Origin of the sequence: Pseudomonas pichavaramensis, assembly GCF_050473265.1 — a bacterium.
Classification (GTDB): domain Bacteria; phylum Pseudomonadota; class Gammaproteobacteria; order Pseudomonadales; family Pseudomonadaceae; genus Aquipseudomonas.
In genome coordinates this window covers 118,173-135,855 of the sequence record NZ_JBJKFJ010000012.1, presented here as the reverse complement: position 1 = coordinate 135,855, position 17,683 = coordinate 118,173, and the positions used below count along the sequence as shown (strand labels likewise).

Genomic DNA, 17,683 nt, shown 5'->3' with positions numbered 1-17,683 from the left:
TGTCATGTTTTCAACCTTACCCACCCGGAGACAATCCCTATGAACCTGCGCAAAATCCTGCTGGGCCTCGCTCTGATCCTGCCCGCGATGCTGGCCCAGGCCCACGAGTACGATGTCGGCCAGCTGCATATCGATCACCCCTGGTCGCGCGAGATGCCGCCAGTGGCGCCGACTGCCTCGGCCTACTTCGTCATCCACAACAACGGCAGCGAATCCGACCGCCTGCTCGGCGTCAGCACGCCGGTGGCCGGCAAGGCCGAACTGCACGAGCACGTGCACGCCGATGGTGTGATGAAGATGCAGAAGGTGCAGGACGTGACCATCCCCGCCGGCGGTGAGGTGAAGTTCGCGCCCATGGGCTACCACGTGATGCTGTTCAACCTGAAACAGCAGGCCAAGGATGGCGAGCGCTTCCCGCTGACCTTGAACTTCGAAAAAGCCGGTCAGGTCGAGGTCGAAGTGGCGGTGCAGAAAGACGCGCCGGCCGAGCATGACCATGCTGCTGGGCATGATGCGGACAAGCATCAGCATTGATCATGCTCACGGCGCGCAGACGTACGTTCGCAGCCCGCCTCGGGCTGCTGGCGTTCGTGTTGATCATTTTTGCGCCACTGGCGTCGCAACTGCGTGCCGCGCCCGCTGACTGGCGTTGGCTGAACGAACTCAGCTGCCACGACGGGGCGACCCTCAGTACTGTTGCGCTCAAGGACAGCAAGCCGGTGTCGCAGGTTGACCCCTGCGGCTACTGTTCGCTGTTTTCCCACTGTCCGGTGTTGGCCGAAAGTTACTGCGCCCTGCCAGGACGCCTGTCACTGGCGCAGAGCAGCAGCCTGCAATGGCCGCCGCCACTGCTGGCCAGTGTTCACTATCCGCATGCGCTGTCACGCGCGCCGCCGTTACTGACCTGAAGCATTCTCTGGTTACCGAGGCCCTTATCTGGCCTCTTCACACACCGATCTTTCAGGTACTCGCATGTCCGTTTCTTATGTTCCGGGCGCCGCTTTCGTGCGCCCAAGTTTTGCTCTGTCTGCCCTGGCCATGGTCTGTGGCCTGTCGACAATCACTGCTCTGCACGCTGCCGAAGAGCCTGTGCATGAGTTGCCGCCGACAGTAATCACCGCAGTGCAGCAGGTGTCGCCGCTGACCGTGTTGGCCAATCCCAAGGATGCCCGGCAGCCGGTGCCGGCCAGCGACGCGGCGGATTATCTGAAGACCATTCCCGGTTTCTCCGCCATCCGCAGTGGCGGCAGCAACAGCGACCCGGTGCTGCGCGGCCTGTTCGGCTCGCGCCTGCTGCTGCTCACCGATGGCGGGCAGATGCTCGGCGCCTGCCCGGCGCGGATGGACTCGCCCAGCTCCTACATCTCGCCGGAAACCTATGACCAGCTGACCGTGACCAAGGGCCCGCAGACAGTGATCTGGGGCCCGGGCGCCTCCGCCGGGGTGGTGCGTTTCGACCGCGCGCCGGAGCAGTTCGGCGAGCTCGGTGCGCGTCTGCACGCCAGTGTGCTGGCCGGCTCCAACGGCCGCTTCGATCAGGTGCTGGATGGTGCCGTGGGCGGCGCGCAGGGCTACCTGCGTTTCACCGGCAACCGCTCGCATTCCGATGACTACGAAAACGGTGACGGCGACACCATCGGCTCGCGCTGGGACAAGTGGAACGGCGACGTGGCCATCGGCTGGACGCCCGACGCCGATACCCTGCTGGAGCTCACCGCCGGCCGTGGCGATGGCGAGGCGCGTTACGCCGGGCGCGGCATGGACGGCACCCAGTTCAAGCGCGAAAGCCTCGGCTTGCGCTTCGAACGCAGCAACCTCGGCGGCGTGCTGGATAAGGTCGAGGCCAAGCTCTACTACAACTACGCCGACCACATCATGGACAACTTCCGCCTGCGCCGGCCTGATCCGAGTAGCATGATGGCCGGGCCGATGGCGGCGCAGGTCGACCGCCGCACCCTCGGCGCGCGGCTGGCGGCAACCTGGAAATGGCAGGACGTGGAGTTGATCACCGGCCTCGACGCGCAGCGCAGCGAACACCGTCAGCGCAGCTCCAGCGGCGGCATGATGGGCATGCCCTATGTCGATGCCGACCGCTACGCCTGGGACAAGGACGCGCTGATGCACAACTACGGTCTGTTCGCCGAAGCCACCTGGAATGTCAGCCAGCAGGACCGGCTGATCAGCGGCGCCCGGCTCGACCGGGCCAAGGCCAAGGATTACCGGCCCAGCTTCGACAGCATGATGGGCATGTCGACGCCCAACCCGACCGCCGGCAGCACCCGCGCCGATATCCTGCCGAGCGGCTTCGTGCGTTACGAGCATGACCTCAGCGGCTCGCCGACCACCGTCTACGCCGGCCTCGGCCATGTGCAGCGCTTCCCCGATTACTGGGAGCTGTTCTCCGCCGGGGAGAACGGCCCGGCCGGCTCGCTCAATGCCTTCGACGGCATCAGGCCGGAGAAGACCACCCAGCTCGATGTCGGCATCCAGTACCAGGGCGAGGCGCTGCAGGCCTGGGCCTCGGCCTATGCCGGGCAGGTGCGCGATTACATCCTGTTCGACTACCGCGGCGCCGGCATGATGGGCGGTAGCCGCGCCGACAACGTCGATGCGCGGATCATGGGCGGTGAACTGGGCCTGGCCTACGCCTTCGACTCCAACTGGAAGGCCGACGCCACCCTGGCCTACGCCTGGGGCAAGAACAGCTCCGACGGCGAAGCGCTGCCGCAGATGCCACCGCTGGAAGCGCGCCTGGGGCTGACCTATCAGCAGGACAACTGGAGCGTCGGCGGCCTGTGGCGGTTGGCCGACGGGCAGGGCCGGGTGGCCGAGGCGCGCGGCAACGTGGTCGGCCAGGATCTGGGCGAGAGCGCCGGCTTCGCCGTGTTCTCGCTCAACGGCGCCTACCGGGTGACCTCAGAGGTCAAGCTCAGTGCCGGGGTCGACAACCTGTTCGACAAGAACTACTCCGAGCACCTCAACCTGGCCGGCGACGCCGGTTTCGGCTTCCCCGCCGACACCCGCATCGACGAGCCGGGGCGCACCTTCTGGGCCAAGGTCGACTACGACTTCTGAGTGGCTGTGCTGTTGTTCCCCTCTCTTGTTTATGGGAGAGGGGGCGAATCGTCGCTTATGACGTCGTAGCCCGGATGCAATCCGGGGGCATCGAACAGGCCCCGGATTGCATCCGGGCTACGTTTTTCGGCGCGCTAATAGAGCCTTAAGGTTCGCACGCGATAGTGCTTCCCGCAGTCACTCACCTCCCACTGCTTTGAGGACGACACGATGAACCAGATGTTTCTGCTTTCCCTGCTGCTGGCTGCTCCGGCCAGTTTTGCGGCCACCCAGTGCACCAACGTCGATCAGGCTCAGTGGCAGGATCAGGACAAGTTCCAGAGCGAGCTGAAAGCCCAGGGCTACCAGATCAAGAAATTCAAGGTCACCAGCGGTGATTGCTACGAGATCTACGGCTTCGACAAGGACGGCAAGAAAGTCGAAATCTACTTCGACCCGGTCAGCGGCAAGCCGGTCAAGAGCAACGTGGAAGACTGATGAGCAGCGCAACCGTGCGTCTGTGGGACCCGGTTGTACGGTTGTTCCACTGGTCGCTGGCGGGTGCCTTCCTGGCCAACTACTTATTCACAGAAGAGGGCGAGAGCTGGCACCGCTGGTTCGGTTACTACGCCGTAGCCTGGCTGGCGATTCGCCTGGTGTGGGGCTTCGTCGGCAGCCGGTCGGCGCGCTGGAGCGACTTCTGGCCGACCCGAGCACGGCTCGGCGCGCACATTCGCGCGCTGCTCAGCGGCCAGCCGCACCATCGCCTTGGGCATTCGCCGCTGGGCGCGCTGGTGATGATCCTGATGATGACGTTGATGCTCGGCCTGGGCGTGACCGGCTTTCTGATGGAGGAGGTCGACTACTTCTGGGGCGCCGATCTGCCGCTGCAGATTCACGAATTTTGCGCCAACGCGCTGATGGCGCTGGTCGGCCTGCATATCGCCGCAGCGCTGTTCGAGAGCTATCGGTTGCGTGAGAACTTGCCGCTGTCGATGGTGACCGGCAAGCGGCGCAAGCTGGACCGTCATTGAGTGCCTGGTCGCGGCTGAAGCCCCTCCCACAGTAGCTGGCAAACAATGTGGGAGCAGCCTTGGCAAACGCATCGCCCGCAAGCGGGCTCTTACGGCAGGAGCCTGCTTGCGGGCGATGGTGTTGGGCGTAGCCCGGATGAAATCCGGGGCGGCCCTGGTGGCTGAAGCACCTCCCACGGAGCATGGGTATTGTGGGAGGCGCTTCAGCGGCGATGCGATGGCTCAGACCAGGCGTGCGTCCAGGCTGTTCTGCGCCAGACGCTTGGCCTGCGCTTCGGTCATGCCCAGGTGCTCGTGCAGCGCTTCGAAGTTCTCGCCGACATAGCCGCCGAAGTAGGCCGGGTCATCCGAGTTCACCGTCACCTTCACGCCGCGCTCGAGCATGTCGAGGATGTTGTGCTGGCCCATGTGCTCGAACACGCACAGCTTGATGTTGGACAGCGGGCAGACGGTGAGCGGAATCTGCTCGTCGATGATGCGCTGCATCAGCCGCTCGTCTTCGCTGGCGCGCACGCCGTGGTCGATACGCTTGACCTTGAGCAGGTCCAGCGCTTCCCAGATGTACTCGGGCGGGCCTTCCTCACCGGCGTGGGCCACTGCGTGCAGGCCTTCGCTGCGCGCCTTGGCGAACACGCGCTCGAACAGGCGCGGCGGGAAGCCTTTTTCCGAGCTGTCGAGGCCGACGCCGATGAAGGCGTCGCGGAACGGCATGGCCTGTTCCAGGGTCTTGAACGCCTCTTCTTCGGACAGGTGACGCAGGAAGCTGAGGATCAGGCCGTGGCTGATGCCCAGCTGCTTCTCGCCGTCGACCAGTGCCTGCTGAATGCCGCGCAGCACCACCTCGAAGGGAATGCCACGGTCGGTGTGGGTCTGCGGGTCGAAGAAGGGTTCGACGTGGATGACGTTCTGCGCCTTGCAGCGCTGCAGGTAGGCCCAGGTCAGGTCATAGAAGTCCTGCTCGGTGCGCAGCACGTCGGCGCCCTGGTAGTACAGGTCGAGGAACTCCTGCAGGTTGTTGAAGGCATAGGCCGCGCGCAGGCTGTCGACGTCGGACCAGGGCAGGGCGATGCGGTTGCGTTCGGCCAGGGCGAACAGCAGCTCGGGCTCCAGCGAGCCTTCCAGGTGCAGGTGCAGTTCGGCCTTGGGCAGGGCGTTGAGCCATTCGGGCATGGTCGTTTCTCGTGGTCAGGCTTGAGGTAGCCGTAAAGTTTAACCGCTGGGACAGGATTTTGCTGGGCGGGAGGCCGGACGGCGATCCGCTTTTTACACGCCGCGGTGTTCGAATGAAGGGCGGACATCGCTCTTCATGTCCACCGATGTGCAGGCTCGGATGCTGAAGCGGTGGATGAAAAAAGCGTCATCCACCCTAGGGTGTTGTACGTTCTGTAGGAGCGGATTCATCCGCGAATTTCGCGACTGAAGTCGCTCCTACAGTTGGGGCTATTCAGCCCTATGCCTCCTCCCGCCGATAGGCATAGGTATCGGCGAAGCGCGACAGCAGGTATGCGGCGCTGGTCACGGGCGAGTACTTGGGTGGATTGTCGGCGCTGGAGCAGTTCGGCAGGCAGTCGATCACGGTGTCCGGGTGCGGTTCGGCGAAGAACGGCATGGAGTAGCGATCCACCCCCAGCGGGCTGAGTACCCGATGCGGCGTGGAGGTGTAACGGTCGTTGCTCCAGCGCGCCATCATATCGCCGATATTGACCACGAAACTGCCGGCGATGGGCGGTGCATCGATCCAGTCACCGCCGCGTGCGCGTACCTGCAGGCCGCCGGCTTGGTCCTGATAGAGCAGGGTGACGCAGCCGTAGTCGGTGTGCGCCCCGGCGCCTTGTTGTTCGGCGCTGGTCGCATTCTGCCGCGGCGGGTAGTGAATCATGCGCAGCACGCTGATCGGTTGTTCGAAGCGCTTGTCGAAGAAGTCGCGTTCGATATCCAGCGCCAGGGCCATGGCCCGTAGCAGGGTCTTGGCCAGCTCTTGCATGTCGGCGTAATGCTGCTCCATCAGCTCGGCCCAGCCTGCCTGATCCGGGTGACGATTCGGCCCGCGCAATGGCTTGCCGGCCAGCACTTCGGGATGATCCGCCGGCATATGGAAACCCATGTCGAAGGTTTCCTTGAGATCGCTCGGCTTGCTCGGATCGAGCTGCTCGGTGGCAATTGCCCCATAACCGCGATGGTGAGTGCTCTGGGTGATATCGATCCTGAGTTTTTCTTCGGCGGGCTGGGCGAAGAAGTGCTTCGCGGCGCTCAGCAGTGCGTCGATGCGTTCGGCGCTGATCGGGTGTCCGGTGATGTAGAAGAAACCCCATTCGCGGCAGGCGCGGTCGATCTGTTCTGCAACGTCCGGCCAGGCGGAGGCGTCGTCGCGGTACAGAGGGGCGATGTTGATGATGGGTAGGCTGTTCATAAAAGCTCCGGGGTGTTGCTGCGAGTCTTCTCGTACCCAGGGCAGCGAAAAAGGACGTTTCTGCTGAAACGTCCCCTTGATGCGGTTCTGCAGAGCAGGGACGGCATCGGTGATTTTCAAATTATCGCGGCTGAAGCCGCTCCTACAGGTGTGGAAGTAGGAGCAGCTGGGCGGCATCCCGCTTCAGCCGCGATGCTTTGTGTTGTTACTTCGGCAGTTCGGCCTTCACGTTTTCCACGTAGTAGTTCATCGAGGCCAGCTCGGCATTGGTTGCGCTGACGCCTTCGGCGATACGTACTTCGCCGCTCTGATCCTTGATCGGACCGGTGAAGGGGTGGAACTTGCCGCTGCGAATGTCGGCGATGATCTGCTCGGCCTCGCTCTTCACATCAGCCGGTACCAGGTCGCTGATCGGCAGTGAGAGGGTGTCCTCGGCCAGGCCGCCCCAGAAGTCCTGCGGCTGCCAGTTGCCGTCGATCACCGCCTGGGCGGATTTGACGTAGTGCGGGCCCCAGTCGTTGACGATGGAGGTGAGCACGGCTTTTGGGCCGAAGTGGGCCATGTCCGAGGCGTAGCCGACGGAGTAGATGCCGCGACGCTCGGCGGTCTGGATCGGGGCCGGGCTGTCGGTGTGCTGGAACATCACGTCCACGCCCTGATCGATCAGCGCGTTGGCGGCGTCGGACTCCTTGCCCGGATCGAACCAGGTGTTGACCCACACCACCTTGATCTCGGTGCCCGGGTTGTACTTGTCCAGCGCCAGCTGGATGGCGTTGATGTCGCGGATCACCTCGGGGATGGGGAAGGAGGCGATGTAACCGACCTTCTTGGTCTTGGTCATCTTCGCGGCGAGGAAACCGCCCACGTAACGGCCTTCATAGGAGCGCGACAGGTAGGTGCCGACGTTCTTGTCCTGCTTGTAGCCGGTGGCGTGTTCGAAGGTCACCTTGGGGAATTGTTTGGCCACCTTGATGGTCGGGTTCATGTAACCGAAGGAGGTGGTGAAGATCAGGTCGAAGCCACCCTTGGCCATGTTGCGGATCACGCGCTCGGCATCGGCACCTTCCGGCACGTTCTCGACGAAGCTGGTGGTGACCTTGTCACCCATTTCCTTGATCAGCATCTGCCGGCCTTGTTCATGCTGGTAGGTCCAGCCGTGATCGCCGATGGGGCCGATGTAGACGAAGCCGACCTTGAGGGGATCGGCGGCAGAGGCGCTGAGCATGGCGCCAAAGCCCAGGGCGGCGACGAGGGTGCGCAGCAGCGGTTTCTTGCTCTTCTTGTGCATGGTAGGTGCAGCTCCAGTCTTGGTGTTGGGGTGGCCGTTGGTTGGCTGATCCCATGACTGCAAAAAGCTGACCAATAGGACAGATAGGCGTGGTGAAAGCCTCTGCGGACAAGGGCTGGCAATGCGGCGGAGCGCTATTGGTGCGCCGCGCCTGCATATGCTGCGTTGTGGTGCGAGTGTCCTGCTGCAAACCGTAGGGTGCGCCGTGCGCACCAGCAGTCTCTCGGTGCGCATGGCGCACCCTACGGTTCGGGGTCAGCCGTTCACCAGTTGCTTCGCCGCCTGGCGGTGATCGGCGATCAGTTGGGCCACATCTAGCCCCTCGATCTGCCCGTCGATAACGCGCCAGTTGCCGCCGATCATCATCCGGTCGGCGCGGTCGGCGCCGCACAGCAGCAGGGCGGAGAGCGGGTCGTGACTGCCGGAGAAGCGCAGTTCATCGAGCTTGAACAGCGCCAGATCGGCCTGCTTGCCCACTGCCAGTTCACCGATATCGCTGCGACCGAGCAGGCGTGCCGAACCACGGGTTGCCCAACCCAGCGCACGCTCGGGGGTGATCGCCTCGGCGCCATAGCGCAGGCGTTGGATATACAGCGCCTGACGCGCTTCGAGGATCATGTTCGAGGCGTCGTTGGAGGCCGAACCGTCGACGCCCAGGCCTACCGGTACACCTGCTGCCTCCAGGTCATGTACCGGGCAGATGCCTGACGCCAGGCGCATGTTTGAGCAGGGGCAATGGCAGACGCCGGTACCTGCTGCGCCGAGGCGGGCGATCTCCTCGGGGTTGAAGTGGATGCCGTGGGCGAGCCAGGTGCGCGGGCCAAGCCAGCCGACGCTCTCCAGATAATCCACGGTGCGCAGACCGAACTGGCGTAGGCAGTAGTCTTCTTCGTCGAGAGTCTCGGCAAGGTGGGTGTGCAGACGCACATCGAGCTGTTCGGCCAGTTCGGCGCTGGCGCGCATGATGTCGCGGGTGACCGAGAAGGGCGAGCAGGGTGCCAGGGCGATCTGGATCTGCGCGCCATCGCCCCGTTCATGGTACTCGCCGATCAGGCGCTGGCTGTCGTCCAGGATTGTCTCGCCGCTCTGCACCGTATGCTGCGGTGGCAGGCCGCCGTCGGCTTCGCCCAGGCTCATTGAACCGCGGCTGAGCATCGCGCGCATGCCCAGTTCACGAACGGCTTCGACCTGCACGTCGATGGCATTCTCCAGGCCGCCGGGGAACAGGTAGTGGTGATCGGCAGCGGTGCTGCAGCCGGACAGCAGCAGCTCGGCCAGGGCCACTTTGCTGGCCAGTGCCAGCTTTTCCGGGGTGAGGCGTGCCCACACTGGGTAGAGCGTCTTCAGCCAGGGGAACAGCGGCTGGTTGACCACCGGCGCCCAGGCACGCGTGAGGGTCTGGTAGAAGTGATGGTGGGTGTTGATCAGGCCTGGCAGCACCACGTGCTCGCCGGCATCGAACACTTGCTGGCAAGGCGTGGCGGGCTGCCGGCCTTTGCTGAGCACTTCGCAGATGCGGCCATCCTCGATCACCAGGCCGCCGGAGGCGTCCAGGTCATTGGCGGTGAAGATGGCGAGGGGGTTCTTGATCCAGATACGGGTAGCAGCCATTGAGTGGCTCCTCTGAGGTTGATGTCAGGTAAGCCAGCTCAGTGTTGACCCTGTCTGCTGATCCAGGTTCGTCGCAAATGACGTGCGGCGAAGATACCTGACTTCCAGGTCAGCATGCAATCGCCGTCAGCTGCGCAACGGGCAGGTGGTAGCAAGACGTTGCTGCAGTTCGCGGCGCAATTGCGGCAGTTCGTCGATGCGGCTCTCGATCAGCGCCAGTTTGTCCTGCAGCAGTTGGGTCACCGCCTGATCCGGGTCGCTGGCTTGCCACAGGTTACCGACATGGTCACCAATTTCGCTGAGACTGAAACCCAGGCGCTGTGCGGTCTTGATATAGGCGACCAGCTGCACCGTCTCTGTGGGATAGTCGCGATAGCCATTGGCGCTGCGCCGTGCGGCGATCAGCCCGCGCTGTTCATAGAAACGCAGGGTGTCACGGCTGACCTCGCAGGCTTCGGCCAGTTCTCCAATACGCATTGTCATCGCTCGTTGGGTATTGACCTTGGAGCATACTCCAGGCCTTAGCCTGGGTGCTCCTTGAATGATTGGAGAAATACCCATGTGGAGCCCTCGACAGTATCGCCGCCTGGTGCGCGCCAGCGGTTGGTACGACCTGCTGGTAACCGCCGCTTTCGTTACGCCCTGGAGTTTCCTGGCCTTGCACTGCTTGCTGCAGAGTGTGCATCAGAGTCTTGGTCTGCCCGGCGCGCTGCCCGCGTTCGAGCCGATGCATATGCTGCTGGCCAACCTCATGGGTTCGATCGTCTGCGTCTGGTCGGTGCTGCGTATTCGTGATCCGCAGCTGATATTCGGCCGCTACGACGCCGCCGGCCGTTTGCTGTTCTCTACCTGGCAGATCTACGCGCTGATGCAAGGGGCGACGCCACTGATCGCGGTGTTTCTGGCCTTCGAGCTGGCCTGGGGCGTGGCGCAGTTGTGGCCGGTAAGGGAGCCGCAACAAGCTTTTCGCGGCTGAAGCCGCTTCTATGGGAGGTGCTGTTTTTGTAGGAGCGGCTTCAGCCGCGATAAACGCTAGAGCCAGACCGCATCCCATAGCGGGTAGTCCGCCACCCGCTTCACCAGACCTGCCCGCACAGGATTGGCAATCACGTAACGCGCGACAGCTCGTAAATCCTCTTCCTGACGCAAAGCCCGATCATGGAAGCCGTGCTGCCATAATGGGCCTGTTCGCGACGAACGCTGGTTGATCTGCCGTGCGCTACGGCCTTTTACCCGGCGCATCAGCTCATTCAACGTAGTGCTCTCCAGTTGCACCAGCCAATGCAGATGATCAGGCATCACAACCCATGCTAATGAGTTCACTAGACCGGTCTCGTGGGCATTGCGTAGTTCGGCGACCAGCAGCCGTCCGAGGGCAAACTCTTCGAACAGTACTTCACGCTCATTCAGCACAGCCGTTAGCAAATAGGCGTGGCCAGGCTCGGAAAAACGCCCCCTGCGTAATGCACCTGCATGCGGTTTGTCTGGACGAAGCATTCCTTTGCCTCCTGATCGTGATCCGTTCTGTATAGCAGTTGATCGCGGCTGAAGCCGCTCCTACGGGCGTGCGCTGCTTGTGTAGGAGTGGCCGGGCGGCATTCCGCCTCAGCCGCGATTCACGGGGATCTCAATGCCCCGGCTGCCAAGGTTGCCCCAGCGACACCGGTGCATACAGCCGGGTCTTGATCGCATCGCGCGAGAGCAGCACCAGTACCACGATGGTGGCCACATAAGGCAGCATGGCCAGCAGGTTGGAGGGGATCGACAGGCCGATGCCCTGGGCGACCAGATGGAGGATGCTGGCCAGGCCGAACAGGTAGGCACCGAGCAGCACGCGCAAGACGCGCCAACTGGCGAACACCACCAGCGCCAGGGCAATCCAGCCGCGCCCGGCGGTCATGTTCTCCGCCCACATCGGCGTGTAGGCCAGCGACAGGTAGCCACCGGCCAAACCGGCCATGGCACCGCCGAACAGCACCGCCAGGGTGCGCACGCGCAGCACCTGCATGCCCATGGCGCTGGCTGCGTCCGGGTTTTCGCCGACGGCCTGGATAATCAGACCGATACGGCTTTTCAGCAGCACCCAGGCCACCAGGGCGAAGAGGGCGAAGGACAGGTAGATCAGCACGTCCTGGGCGAACAGCATGCGCCCGATCAGCGGGATGTCGGACAGCAGCGGAATGACGATGGGCTCGAAGCCGCTCAGCGGTTTGCCGACCCAGGCCGCGCCAACGAAAGTCGACAGGCCGACGCCGAAGATGGTCAGGGCCAGGCCGGTGGCCACCTGGTTGGCGTTGAAGCCCAGCGCCACGGCGGCGAACAGCAGCGACAGCAGCATGCCAGCAGCCATCGCCAGCAGCACGCCAAGCCACAGGCTGCCGGTGCTGAAGGCGACGATGAAGCCGATCACCGCGCCGAACAGCATCATGCCTTCCTGGCCGAGGTTGAGCACGCCGCTCTTCTCGCACACCAGCTCACCCAGCGCCACCAGCAGCAGCGGCGTGCCGGTACGCACCATGGCGTAGAAGATATTGGTCAACAGATCGAGATCCATGGGGATTCCTATGCGTATGCCTTGTGTAGGAGCCGGGGGACGCCTAGTCCTTGCGGGCGATGACCGGGTGATCGCCCGCAAGCGGGCTCCTACGGGTTCGTTTCAGGCCAGTGCTTCGGCGCCGTTATCGCGCTTCGCCCATTTCCACTTCAGCCGTGGCCGGTAAAGGATCAACACGTCACACGCCAGCAGGTAGAACAGCATCATTCCCTGGAACAGCTGGGTGATCGCCTGCGGCAGGTTGAGGTTCATCTGCGCGTTCTCGCCACCGAGATACAGCAGTGCCATCAGCAGGCTGGCGGCGACGATGCCGAGCGGGTTGAGGCGGCCGAGAAAGGCCACGGTGATGGCCGCATAGCCGTAGCCGGGCGATACCTGCGGCACCAGTTGGCCGATCGGCCCGGCCACTTCACCGACCCCGGCCATACCGGCCAGCGCACCGCTGACCAGCAGGGCGAACCACACCAGGCGCTTCTCGCGAAAGCCGACGAAGCCGGCGGCGCGGCTGTCCAGGCCGAGCACCTTGATCTGGAAACCGAGAAAGCTCCTGTGCAGCAGCACCCACACCGCCACCAGAGCCAGCAGCGCCAGGTACAGCCCACCGTGCAGGCGGCCGTCCTCGCTGACCAGCGGCAGGCGGCTGGCATCGCCGAACATGGCCGACTCGGGGAAGTTGAAGCCGGCCGGGTCCTTCAGCGGGCCATGCACGAAGAACAGCAGCAGGTTCAGCGCGATGTAGTTGAGCATGATGCTGGTGAGGATCTCGTTGGCGTTGAATTGCGTGCGCAGCCAGGCGGTGAGCCCGGCCCAGGCCGCGCCGGCGCAGGTGCCGGCCAGTACCACCCAGGCCAGCGCCCAACGGCTGTCCCAGTCGATAAGTTGCAAAGCCATGGCGCTGCCGGCCAGGGCGCCGAGCAGCAACTGGCCTTCGGCGCCGATATTCCAAATGCGCGCCTGATAGGCCACGGCCAGACCGAGGGCGCAGAGCAGAATCGGCAGCGCCTTGACCAGCAGTTCGGACACGCCATACCAGTCGCTGAGCGGGTCGATCAGCAAGGTGTGCAGGGTTTGCAGCGGGTCATGGCCAAGCAGGGTGAATAGCAGCATGCCGCTGAGCAGCGTGAGTACGGCAGCCAGCAGCGGTGACAGCCAAAGCATCGGGCGCGATTGCTGGCCGCGCGGTTCCAGGGATAACAGCATGACGGCTCCGTCAGCAGGCCGCGGTAGCGGCGGGTTGATCGAATTCACCGGCCATCCAGCGGCCGACTTCCACGGTGTTGACCTGCGCCGTCGCACTCAGCGGCGACAGGCGCCCGCTGCACAGCGCGCCGATGCGATCGCTGATCTGGAACAGTTCGTCGAGGTCTTCGGAGATCACCAGAATCGCCGCGCCGGCATCGCGCAGGGCGATCAGCGCACGGTGGATGGCCGCAGCCGCGCCGACATCCACGCCCCAGGTCGGGTGCGCGGCCACCAGCAGTTTCGGGTTTTGCAGGATTTCCCGGCCGAGGATGAATTTCTGCAGGTTACCGCCAGACAGGCTGCGCGCGGCCGTGTCGGCATCCGGCGTTTTCACCGCGAAGCGCTGGATGATCTGCTCGGCCAGCGCACGCGCCTTGCCGCGCTGCACCAGGCCACCCTTGATCAGGCCCTGGCCGAAAGCGGTGAGCAGCGCATTGTCGACCAGGCTCATTTCCGGCACCGCGCCGTGGCCGAGGCGTTCGGCGGGGACGAAGGCCTGCCCCAGTCGGCGCCGTGCATCCGGGTGCAGGTTGGCCACCGGCGCAGCATCCAGGCTGATGCGTTCGCGCTCGCCACGGGGTAAGCGGATTTCACCGCTGAGCAGGGCAAGCAGTTCATCCTGGCCATTGCCGGCCACCCCGGCGATACCGACGATCTCGCCGCTGCGCACCTCCAGGCGAATGTTCTGCAGCGAACAGCCGAACGGGTCAGGGTTATGCCAGCTGAGATCATCCACGCGCAGCCGTGGCAGGCCGCCGCTGACTTTCGGGTAGCTGCTTTCCAGCCCTTCGGCATCGCCGACCATCAGCCGCGCCAGTTGCAGATCGCTGCATTCGGCCGGCACGCAATGGCCGGATACGCGCCCACCGCGTAGCACCGTGGCGCTCTGGCACAGCGCGCGTACCTCGCCGAGCTTGTGGCTGATGAACAGGATGCTGCAGCCTTCGGCTGCCAGGCGGTGCAGGGTAACGAACAGCTCGTCGGCCTCCTGCGGAGTCAGTACCGAAGTGGGCTCGTCGAGAATCAGCAGTTTGATGTCCTGCATCAGGCAACGCACGATTTCCACCCGCTGGCGCTCGCCGATGGACAGGCTGTGCACCAGGCGAGTCGGCTCCAGCGCCATGCCATAGCGCTGAGACACCTCGCGAATCCTCGGCTCCAGCTGCTTCGGTGTACCGGCGTCGGCGCCCATCGCCAGGGCAATGTTCTCGGCCACGGTGAGGGTCTCGAACAGCGAAAAGTGCTGGAACACCATGCCGATGCCCAGGCTGCGGGCCATGGCCGGGTCTCGCATGGTCAACGCCTCGCCCTGCCAGCGAATCTCGCCGCTGCTGGGTTGGTTGACGCCATAGATGATCTTCATCAGCGTGCTCTTGCCGGCGCCGTTCTCGCCGAGCAGGGCGCGAATCTCGCCAGGGGCAATCGCCAGGTCGACACGGTCATTGGCCAGGCAGCCGGGGTATTGCTTGCTGATGGACGTCAGCTGCAGACGCGGGGAGTCGGGTGAGGCAGACATGGAAATCGCTCGTGGAAGTAACTGAGCGGGGCTAAAGCAAAAACTTGGCCAGGGAGTCAGAAAATGCGTGGTTGAGGGATTGCCAATTCAGAGGAGATATTTTTGTGCGTGATGTTGGTGCGCGTAGATCGAAGCTGGGCGCCGCGCGCACCGTATTTGCACGCTTGCCGCGACCTCGTTCGTAGCTAGGTGCAACCCATGAGCACTGGCTCATCATGCTTGGCTTTCAGTTGCCCAAACGACGGACTCTCGATGGCTGCTTCCTACCGTGAGGGCGTATGCTCTCTCGCCATATCGCCTTCTCCGCTATTGGGTCAGTGCAGAACAGCATCTGCCTGCGCTCGGCGTTCACTTGCATGGAGCCATGAGTTGGAAGAGATCAGTTATTTCCTCATCGTATTTTCAGCGATAGCGGCGATTGCCAGCCCAGGACCGGCGACACTGGCTATCGCTGGCGCATCCATGGCGAAAGGTCGGTTGTTTGGTCTGCACTTGGCCCTGGGGGTGCTGACGGGGTCTCTGATCTGGTCGATGCTGGCAGCTTTTGGTTTGGCTGCGGTACTGAAGTCGACCGTCTGGTTGTTTGAAGTCCTCAGGTACTTTGGTGCTCTCTATCTGCTGTACCTTGCCTGCCAGTCGCTGAAGGCTGCGCTGAGCGCGACGTCACCAGCCATCCCGACACTGCAGCTCGACTCGAAGGCAAGCAGCTACGTCAGAGGTTTGCTTATCCATCTGACTAACCCAAAAGCCATTCTCTTCTTTGCCGCTTTGTACTCGATGGGCGTCCCTGCAACGGCAACGCCACAGGAGCTTTTCTCCGTCGTGGCGGTGGTCGGTGTGACCAGCGCCACGATCTTCTTGGGCTATGCGCTTGTCTTTTCCCACGCAGGGGTAAGACGTCTGTACATGAAGTCAAAGACCCTGTTCGAGGGGGTGTTTGCCGCGTTCTTTGGTGTCGCCGCTTTTAAACTTCTTTTCAGCGAGGTCAGGACTTAGGGTGGATAAGGCGAAAAACCGGGCACAGACCACGATTAATCTGTCCGTAAATCGTATTACTCGACGCTTCGGGTTAGTGTGCGCACGCTAGTAAGGCCACTTGTTCAGGGAATGATATGAAACGCAGAACACAGCGATCCGTCGGGCTACGGCTGCTTAGGGCGACTTCATCACTGGCGCTGATCGGGGCGGGCACCTACGTTGCGGTCGCAGGTTTCAATATGCTCGCCACCTTGGTGCTGGTTTCATCCTTTGGCAGCATCCTGGCGCCGGCAGTGATTAGCGCCGAGTCGACGCTGGAGTGTGTCGCCGGCTTCTTCGAAATCCTGCTCGATGGCGTGCTGTCCATTTTTGAAATGATCGGCAATGTCGTCAGTTCGATTTTTGGCTAGGGTGCGCAGGAAAATCACCGAGCGCAGGCACTTTTCGTACAGCGCTTAGGGCTGGGGTGGATTCATTGTCCGGCGTTGTCGCCGGTCGATGAAGCCGCCCCTTTTTCGTTGTGGCGTTACAGAAAGACGCCAACCAGTACGAGTAACCAGAGCAGTGCTCCTGGGGTGACGAGCAGCAGGTTGTAAGCGCTGAAGCGGGCGTTGCCCTGCCCGCTATCGTCGCCGCTGGCCTGGTTGGCCTGCTGCTGGATTTGCGCCAGGGGAATGGCGGGCAGCATCACGCAGCCGATCAACAGCAGCAGGTCAAGGATGTCGTTCTGCAAATCAATGCGTGCCAGGCCATTGCTGGCCAAGCTCAGTCCGATATAGAGCCAGGCAGTGCTCGAGTAGTCCCAGGGTTCCTGGCCTTGGCGCTGCTTGTGCTCGCTGATCCGGCGGCACAGTGAGTGGGTGAAAAATACCTGGAAGAACGAGCGGGCCGCGGGCGTGATCTTTTGCGGCAGCATCGCGCTGCGCTGGCTGTCCCACTGCTTGTAGAACCAGTAGATGGCGTACAGGCCGAAGGTGGCGAAATACAGCAGATAGAGCTTGTTTTCCGAGGTAACGAAGAAGGCGCTACGGGAAGGGGATTGTTCGTCCAGCAGTTCGGCTTTCGGGGGCTGATAGAGGTTGTCCATTTCCTAGATCCAGATAACGGTGGTGGGAGGCTCGCATCCTGCGAGGGTGTTCAGCGCCGGTAAGGATACTGCGATCATGTGGTTTGGATTGTGCGCTCTGGCGCGAAATGCTTCGCGCCAGGTAGAAGAGCTGGGCGGGCTGGCGTTGCCCGCCGCTGATCTCGAGCCGGCGCTGGGCGTTTACCAGGGCAGCGGCGTGCCCTGGTAGTCCTGGTAGTGCAGGCCTGCTTGGCCGACCTTGGCGCTGACCTGTTCGACCATGCCCTTGCAGCTGCTGGCGATGTCCAGCGGGGCGTCGGCGCCGCCCATGTCGGTGCGCACCCAGCCCGGGTGCATCAGCAGTACGCCGAGCTTGGGGTTGTCCTGCGTGCGTACGAAGCACTGCGCCAGGTGGTTGAGCGCGGCCTTGCTGGCGCCGTACAGCGGCATGCCCAGGCCGGCGCCGGCCTCGATGCTGCCGAGGATCGAACTCATCAGGACGATCAGCCCGTGCTCGCTGGCCAGGTTCGGCAGCAAGCGTTCGGCCACGCGCAGCGGGGCGACGGCGTTGGTCAGGAATAGCTGGCCCATTTCCTCGGCCGTGGCTTGTGCGTTGCTGTGGTGCGCCGGGCCGGAAACCCCGGCATTGACGAAGATGACGTCGAAGCGTTGCCCTCCGAGGCGCTCGGCCAGTTGTTCGAGGCTGGCCGGGTCGGTCATTTCCAGCTGCTGCACGTGCACGCCGGGCAGTGCCTGCAGCGGCGCTTGCTGAGTGGCGCTACGCACGGTGGCGGTGACGTTCCAGCCCTGGGCGACGAACTCGCTGGCCAGGCCAAGGCCAAGGCCGCGTGAGGCGCCGATGATGAGAATGGATCGGGGCGCAGTCATATCAGGCTCCATGACGGGTGATAAAGGCCGCCAGCATAGCGC

The 17,683-nt window shown here is 63.3% G+C and carries 20 protein-coding genes; 9 read left to right on the top strand and 11 right to left on the bottom strand.

The annotated features are described in order from the left end of the window. Nucleotides 1-39 precede the first annotated feature (39 nt). From ACJRW5_RS19270 to ACJRW5_RS19250, 5 genes are all read left to right on the top strand, one after another. On the top strand, nucleotides 40-534 hold the full coding sequence (locus tag ACJRW5_RS19270; RefSeq protein ID WP_484572100.1) for a copper chaperone PCu(A)C: 495 nt from the start codon (nucleotides 40-42) through the stop codon (nucleotides 532-534). Nucleotides 535-536: 2 nt separating this feature from the next. Further along, complete coding sequence (locus tag ACJRW5_RS19265) at nucleotides 537-908, top strand: DUF2946 domain-containing protein (protein WP_484572099.1); 372 nt, start codon at nucleotides 537-539, stop codon at nucleotides 906-908. A gap of 64 nt (nucleotides 909-972) precedes the next feature. Then, nucleotides 973-3,075, top strand: a complete 2,103-nt coding sequence (locus ACJRW5_RS19260) for a TonB-dependent copper receptor (RefSeq protein WP_484572098.1) — start codon at nucleotides 973-975, stop codon at nucleotides 3,073-3,075. Between the two features lie 210 nt (nucleotides 3,076-3,285). Further along, the gene (locus tag ACJRW5_RS19255; protein ID WP_484572097.1) at nucleotides 3,286-3,552 is read left to right on the top strand and encodes a PepSY domain-containing protein; all 267 of its coding nucleotides are present in this window, start codon (nucleotides 3,286-3,288) and stop codon (nucleotides 3,550-3,552) included. After that, complete coding sequence (locus ACJRW5_RS19250; protein WP_484572096.1) at nucleotides 3,552-4,088, top strand: cytochrome b/b6 domain-containing protein; 537 nt, start codon at nucleotides 3,552-3,554, stop codon at nucleotides 4,086-4,088. Before ACJRW5_RS19255 ends, ACJRW5_RS19250 begins: the two co-directional genes overlap by 1 nt. A gap of 222 nt (nucleotides 4,089-4,310) precedes the next feature. Here ACJRW5_RS19250 and ACJRW5_RS19245 read toward each other — a convergent pair whose 3' ends face one another. The 5 genes from ACJRW5_RS19245 to ACJRW5_RS19225 all read right to left on the bottom strand — a co-directional run bounded on the left by ACJRW5_RS19245 (nucleotide 4,311) and on the right by ACJRW5_RS19225 (nucleotide 9,874). Then, nucleotides 4,311-5,258 carry an adenosine deaminase gene (locus tag ACJRW5_RS19245; protein WP_484572095.1) on the bottom strand — a complete coding sequence of 316 codons (948 nt, stop codon included), beginning with the start codon at nucleotides 5,256-5,258 and terminating at the stop codon, nucleotides 4,311-4,313. A 280-nt stretch (nucleotides 5,259-5,538) separates the two neighbouring features. Next, nucleotides 5,539-6,498: a 2-oxoglutarate and iron-dependent oxygenase domain-containing protein gene (locus ACJRW5_RS19240; protein WP_484572094.1), complete on the bottom strand. Its 960-nt coding sequence runs from the start codon at nucleotides 6,496-6,498 to the stop codon at nucleotides 5,539-5,541. A gap of 205 nt (nucleotides 6,499-6,703) precedes the next feature. Continuing rightward, a complete protein-coding gene (locus tag ACJRW5_RS19235; RefSeq protein WP_484572093.1) occupies nucleotides 6,704-7,786 on the bottom strand; it encodes a BMP family ABC transporter substrate-binding protein in 1,083 nt (360 codons plus the stop codon). A gap of 255 nt (nucleotides 7,787-8,041) precedes the next feature. Next, nucleotides 8,042-9,397 (bottom strand): 8-oxoguanine deaminase, encoded by a 1,356-nt coding sequence (locus ACJRW5_RS19230; RefSeq protein WP_484572092.1) that lies wholly within the window; start codon nucleotides 9,395-9,397, stop codon nucleotides 8,042-8,044. Nucleotides 9,398-9,523: 126 nt separating this feature from the next. Next, on the bottom strand, nucleotides 9,524-9,874 hold the full coding sequence (locus tag ACJRW5_RS19225; RefSeq protein ID WP_484572091.1) for a MerR family transcriptional regulator: 351 nt from the start codon (nucleotides 9,872-9,874) through the stop codon (nucleotides 9,524-9,526). An 82-nt stretch (nucleotides 9,875-9,956) separates the two neighbouring features. Between ACJRW5_RS19225 and ACJRW5_RS19220 the strand changes: the two genes are divergently transcribed. Further along, entirely contained in the window at nucleotides 9,957-10,373 is a 417-nt protein-coding gene (locus ACJRW5_RS19220; protein ID WP_484572090.1) for a hypothetical protein, read from the top strand. Nucleotides 10,374-10,429: 56 nt separating this feature from the next. Here ACJRW5_RS19220 and ACJRW5_RS19215 read toward each other — a convergent pair whose 3' ends face one another. The 4 genes from ACJRW5_RS19215 to ACJRW5_RS19200 all read right to left on the bottom strand — a co-directional run bounded on the left by ACJRW5_RS19215 (nucleotide 10,430) and on the right by ACJRW5_RS19200 (nucleotide 14,709). Then, complete coding sequence (locus ACJRW5_RS19215) at nucleotides 10,430-10,894, bottom strand: REP-associated tyrosine transposase (protein WP_484572089.1); 465 nt, start codon at nucleotides 10,892-10,894, stop codon at nucleotides 10,430-10,432. Between the two features lie 130 nt (nucleotides 10,895-11,024). Continuing rightward, nucleotides 11,025-11,951, bottom strand: coding sequence for an ABC transporter permease (locus tag ACJRW5_RS19210; protein WP_484572088.1), 927 nt, complete (start codon nucleotides 11,949-11,951; stop codon nucleotides 11,025-11,027). 102 nt (nucleotides 11,952-12,053) lie between these two features. Further along, a complete protein-coding gene (locus tag ACJRW5_RS19205; RefSeq protein ID WP_484572087.1) occupies nucleotides 12,054-13,151 on the bottom strand; it encodes an ABC transporter permease in 1,098 nt (365 codons plus the stop codon). A 10-nt stretch (nucleotides 13,152-13,161) separates the two neighbouring features. Next, nucleotides 13,162-14,709, bottom strand: a complete 1,548-nt coding sequence (locus ACJRW5_RS19200) for an ABC transporter ATP-binding protein (protein WP_484572086.1) — start codon at nucleotides 14,707-14,709, stop codon at nucleotides 13,162-13,164. Nucleotides 14,710-15,078: 369 nt separating this feature from the next. Between ACJRW5_RS19200 and ACJRW5_RS19195 the strand changes: the two genes are divergently transcribed. Both ACJRW5_RS19195 and ACJRW5_RS19190 read left to right on the top strand, forming a co-directional pair. Further along, nucleotides 15,079-15,705, top strand: a complete 627-nt coding sequence (locus ACJRW5_RS19195) for a LysE family translocator (RefSeq protein ID WP_484572085.1) — start codon at nucleotides 15,079-15,081, stop codon at nucleotides 15,703-15,705. Between the two features lie 116 nt (nucleotides 15,706-15,821). Further along, nucleotides 15,822-16,097, top strand: coding sequence for a hypothetical protein (locus ACJRW5_RS19190; protein WP_484572084.1), 276 nt, complete (start codon nucleotides 15,822-15,824; stop codon nucleotides 16,095-16,097). A gap of 116 nt (nucleotides 16,098-16,213) precedes the next feature. Here the strand turns inward: ACJRW5_RS19190 and ACJRW5_RS19185 are convergent, their stop codons facing one another. Further along, entirely contained in the window at nucleotides 16,214-16,774 is a 561-nt protein-coding gene (locus ACJRW5_RS19185) for an MFS transporter permease (RefSeq protein WP_484572083.1), read from the bottom strand. A gap of 76 nt (nucleotides 16,775-16,850) precedes the next feature. On the opposite strand from ACJRW5_RS19185, the gene ACJRW5_RS19180 reads away from it, so the two are divergent. Continuing rightward, nucleotides 16,851-16,982, top strand: a complete 132-nt coding sequence (locus ACJRW5_RS19180; RefSeq protein ID WP_484572082.1) for a hypothetical protein — start codon at nucleotides 16,851-16,853, stop codon at nucleotides 16,980-16,982. Here the strand turns inward: ACJRW5_RS19180 and ACJRW5_RS19175 are convergent. Then, nucleotides 16,955-17,641 carry an SDR family oxidoreductase gene (locus ACJRW5_RS19175; RefSeq protein WP_484572081.1) on the bottom strand — a complete coding sequence of 229 codons (687 nt, stop codon included), beginning with the start codon at nucleotides 17,639-17,641 and terminating at the stop codon, nucleotides 16,955-16,957. The genes ACJRW5_RS19180 and ACJRW5_RS19175 overlap by 28 nt on opposite strands. Nucleotides 17,642-17,683: the final 42 nt, after the last annotated feature.

Excerpts from the sequence above, each read along its gene's own strand:
- ACJRW5_RS19270 (WP_484572100.1), top strand. The coding sequence starts at position 40 with ATGAACCTGCGCAAAATCCTGCTGGGCCTCGCTCTGATCCTGCCCGCG.
- ACJRW5_RS19265 (WP_484572099.1), top strand. The coding sequence starts at position 537 with ATGCTCACGGCGCGCAGACGTACGTTCGCAGCCCGCCTCGGGCTGCTG.
- ACJRW5_RS19260 (WP_484572098.1), top strand. The coding sequence starts at position 973 with ATGTCCGTTTCTTATGTTCCGGGCGCCGCTTTCGTGCGCCCAAGTTTT.
- ACJRW5_RS19255 (WP_484572097.1), top strand. The coding sequence starts at position 3,286 with ATGAACCAGATGTTTCTGCTTTCCCTGCTGCTGGCTGCTCCGGCCAGT.
- ACJRW5_RS19250 (WP_484572096.1), top strand. The coding sequence starts at position 3,552 with ATGAGCAGCGCAACCGTGCGTCTGTGGGACCCGGTTGTACGGTTGTTC.
- ACJRW5_RS19245 (WP_484572095.1), bottom strand. The coding sequence starts at position 5,258 with ATGCCCGAATGGCTCAACGCCCTGCCCAAGGCCGAACTGCACCTGCAC.
- ACJRW5_RS19240 (WP_484572094.1), bottom strand. The coding sequence starts at position 6,498 with ATGAACAGCCTACCCATCATCAACATCGCCCCTCTGTACCGCGACGAC.
- ACJRW5_RS19235 (WP_484572093.1), bottom strand. The coding sequence starts at position 7,786 with ATGCACAAGAAGAGCAAGAAACCGCTGCTGCGCACCCTCGTCGCCGCC.
- ACJRW5_RS19230 (WP_484572092.1), bottom strand. The coding sequence starts at position 9,397 with ATGGCTGCTACCCGTATCTGGATCAAGAACCCCCTCGCCATCTTCACC.
- ACJRW5_RS19225 (WP_484572091.1), bottom strand. The coding sequence starts at position 9,874 with ATGCGTATTGGAGAACTGGCCGAAGCCTGCGAGGTCAGCCGTGACACC.
- ACJRW5_RS19220 (WP_484572090.1), top strand. The coding sequence starts at position 9,957 with ATGTGGAGCCCTCGACAGTATCGCCGCCTGGTGCGCGCCAGCGGTTGG.
- ACJRW5_RS19215 (WP_484572089.1), bottom strand. The coding sequence starts at position 10,894 with ATGCTTCGTCCAGACAAACCGCATGCAGGTGCATTACGCAGGGGGCGT.
- ACJRW5_RS19210 (WP_484572088.1), bottom strand. The coding sequence starts at position 11,951 with ATGGATCTCGATCTGTTGACCAATATCTTCTACGCCATGGTGCGTACC.
- ACJRW5_RS19205 (WP_484572087.1), bottom strand. The coding sequence starts at position 13,151 with ATGCTGTTATCCCTGGAACCGCGCGGCCAGCAATCGCGCCCGATGCTT.
- ACJRW5_RS19200 (WP_484572086.1), bottom strand. The coding sequence starts at position 14,709 with ATGTCTGCCTCACCCGACTCCCCGCGTCTGCAGCTGACGTCCATCAGC.
- ACJRW5_RS19190 (WP_484572084.1), top strand. The coding sequence starts at position 15,822 with ATGAAACGCAGAACACAGCGATCCGTCGGGCTACGGCTGCTTAGGGCG.
- ACJRW5_RS19185 (WP_484572083.1), bottom strand. The coding sequence starts at position 16,774 with ATGGACAACCTCTATCAGCCCCCGAAAGCCGAACTGCTGGACGAACAA.
- ACJRW5_RS19180 (WP_484572082.1), top strand. The coding sequence starts at position 16,851 with ATGTGGTTTGGATTGTGCGCTCTGGCGCGAAATGCTTCGCGCCAGGTA.
- ACJRW5_RS19175 (WP_484572081.1), bottom strand. The coding sequence starts at position 17,641 with ATGACTGCGCCCCGATCCATTCTCATCATCGGCGCCTCACGCGGCCTT.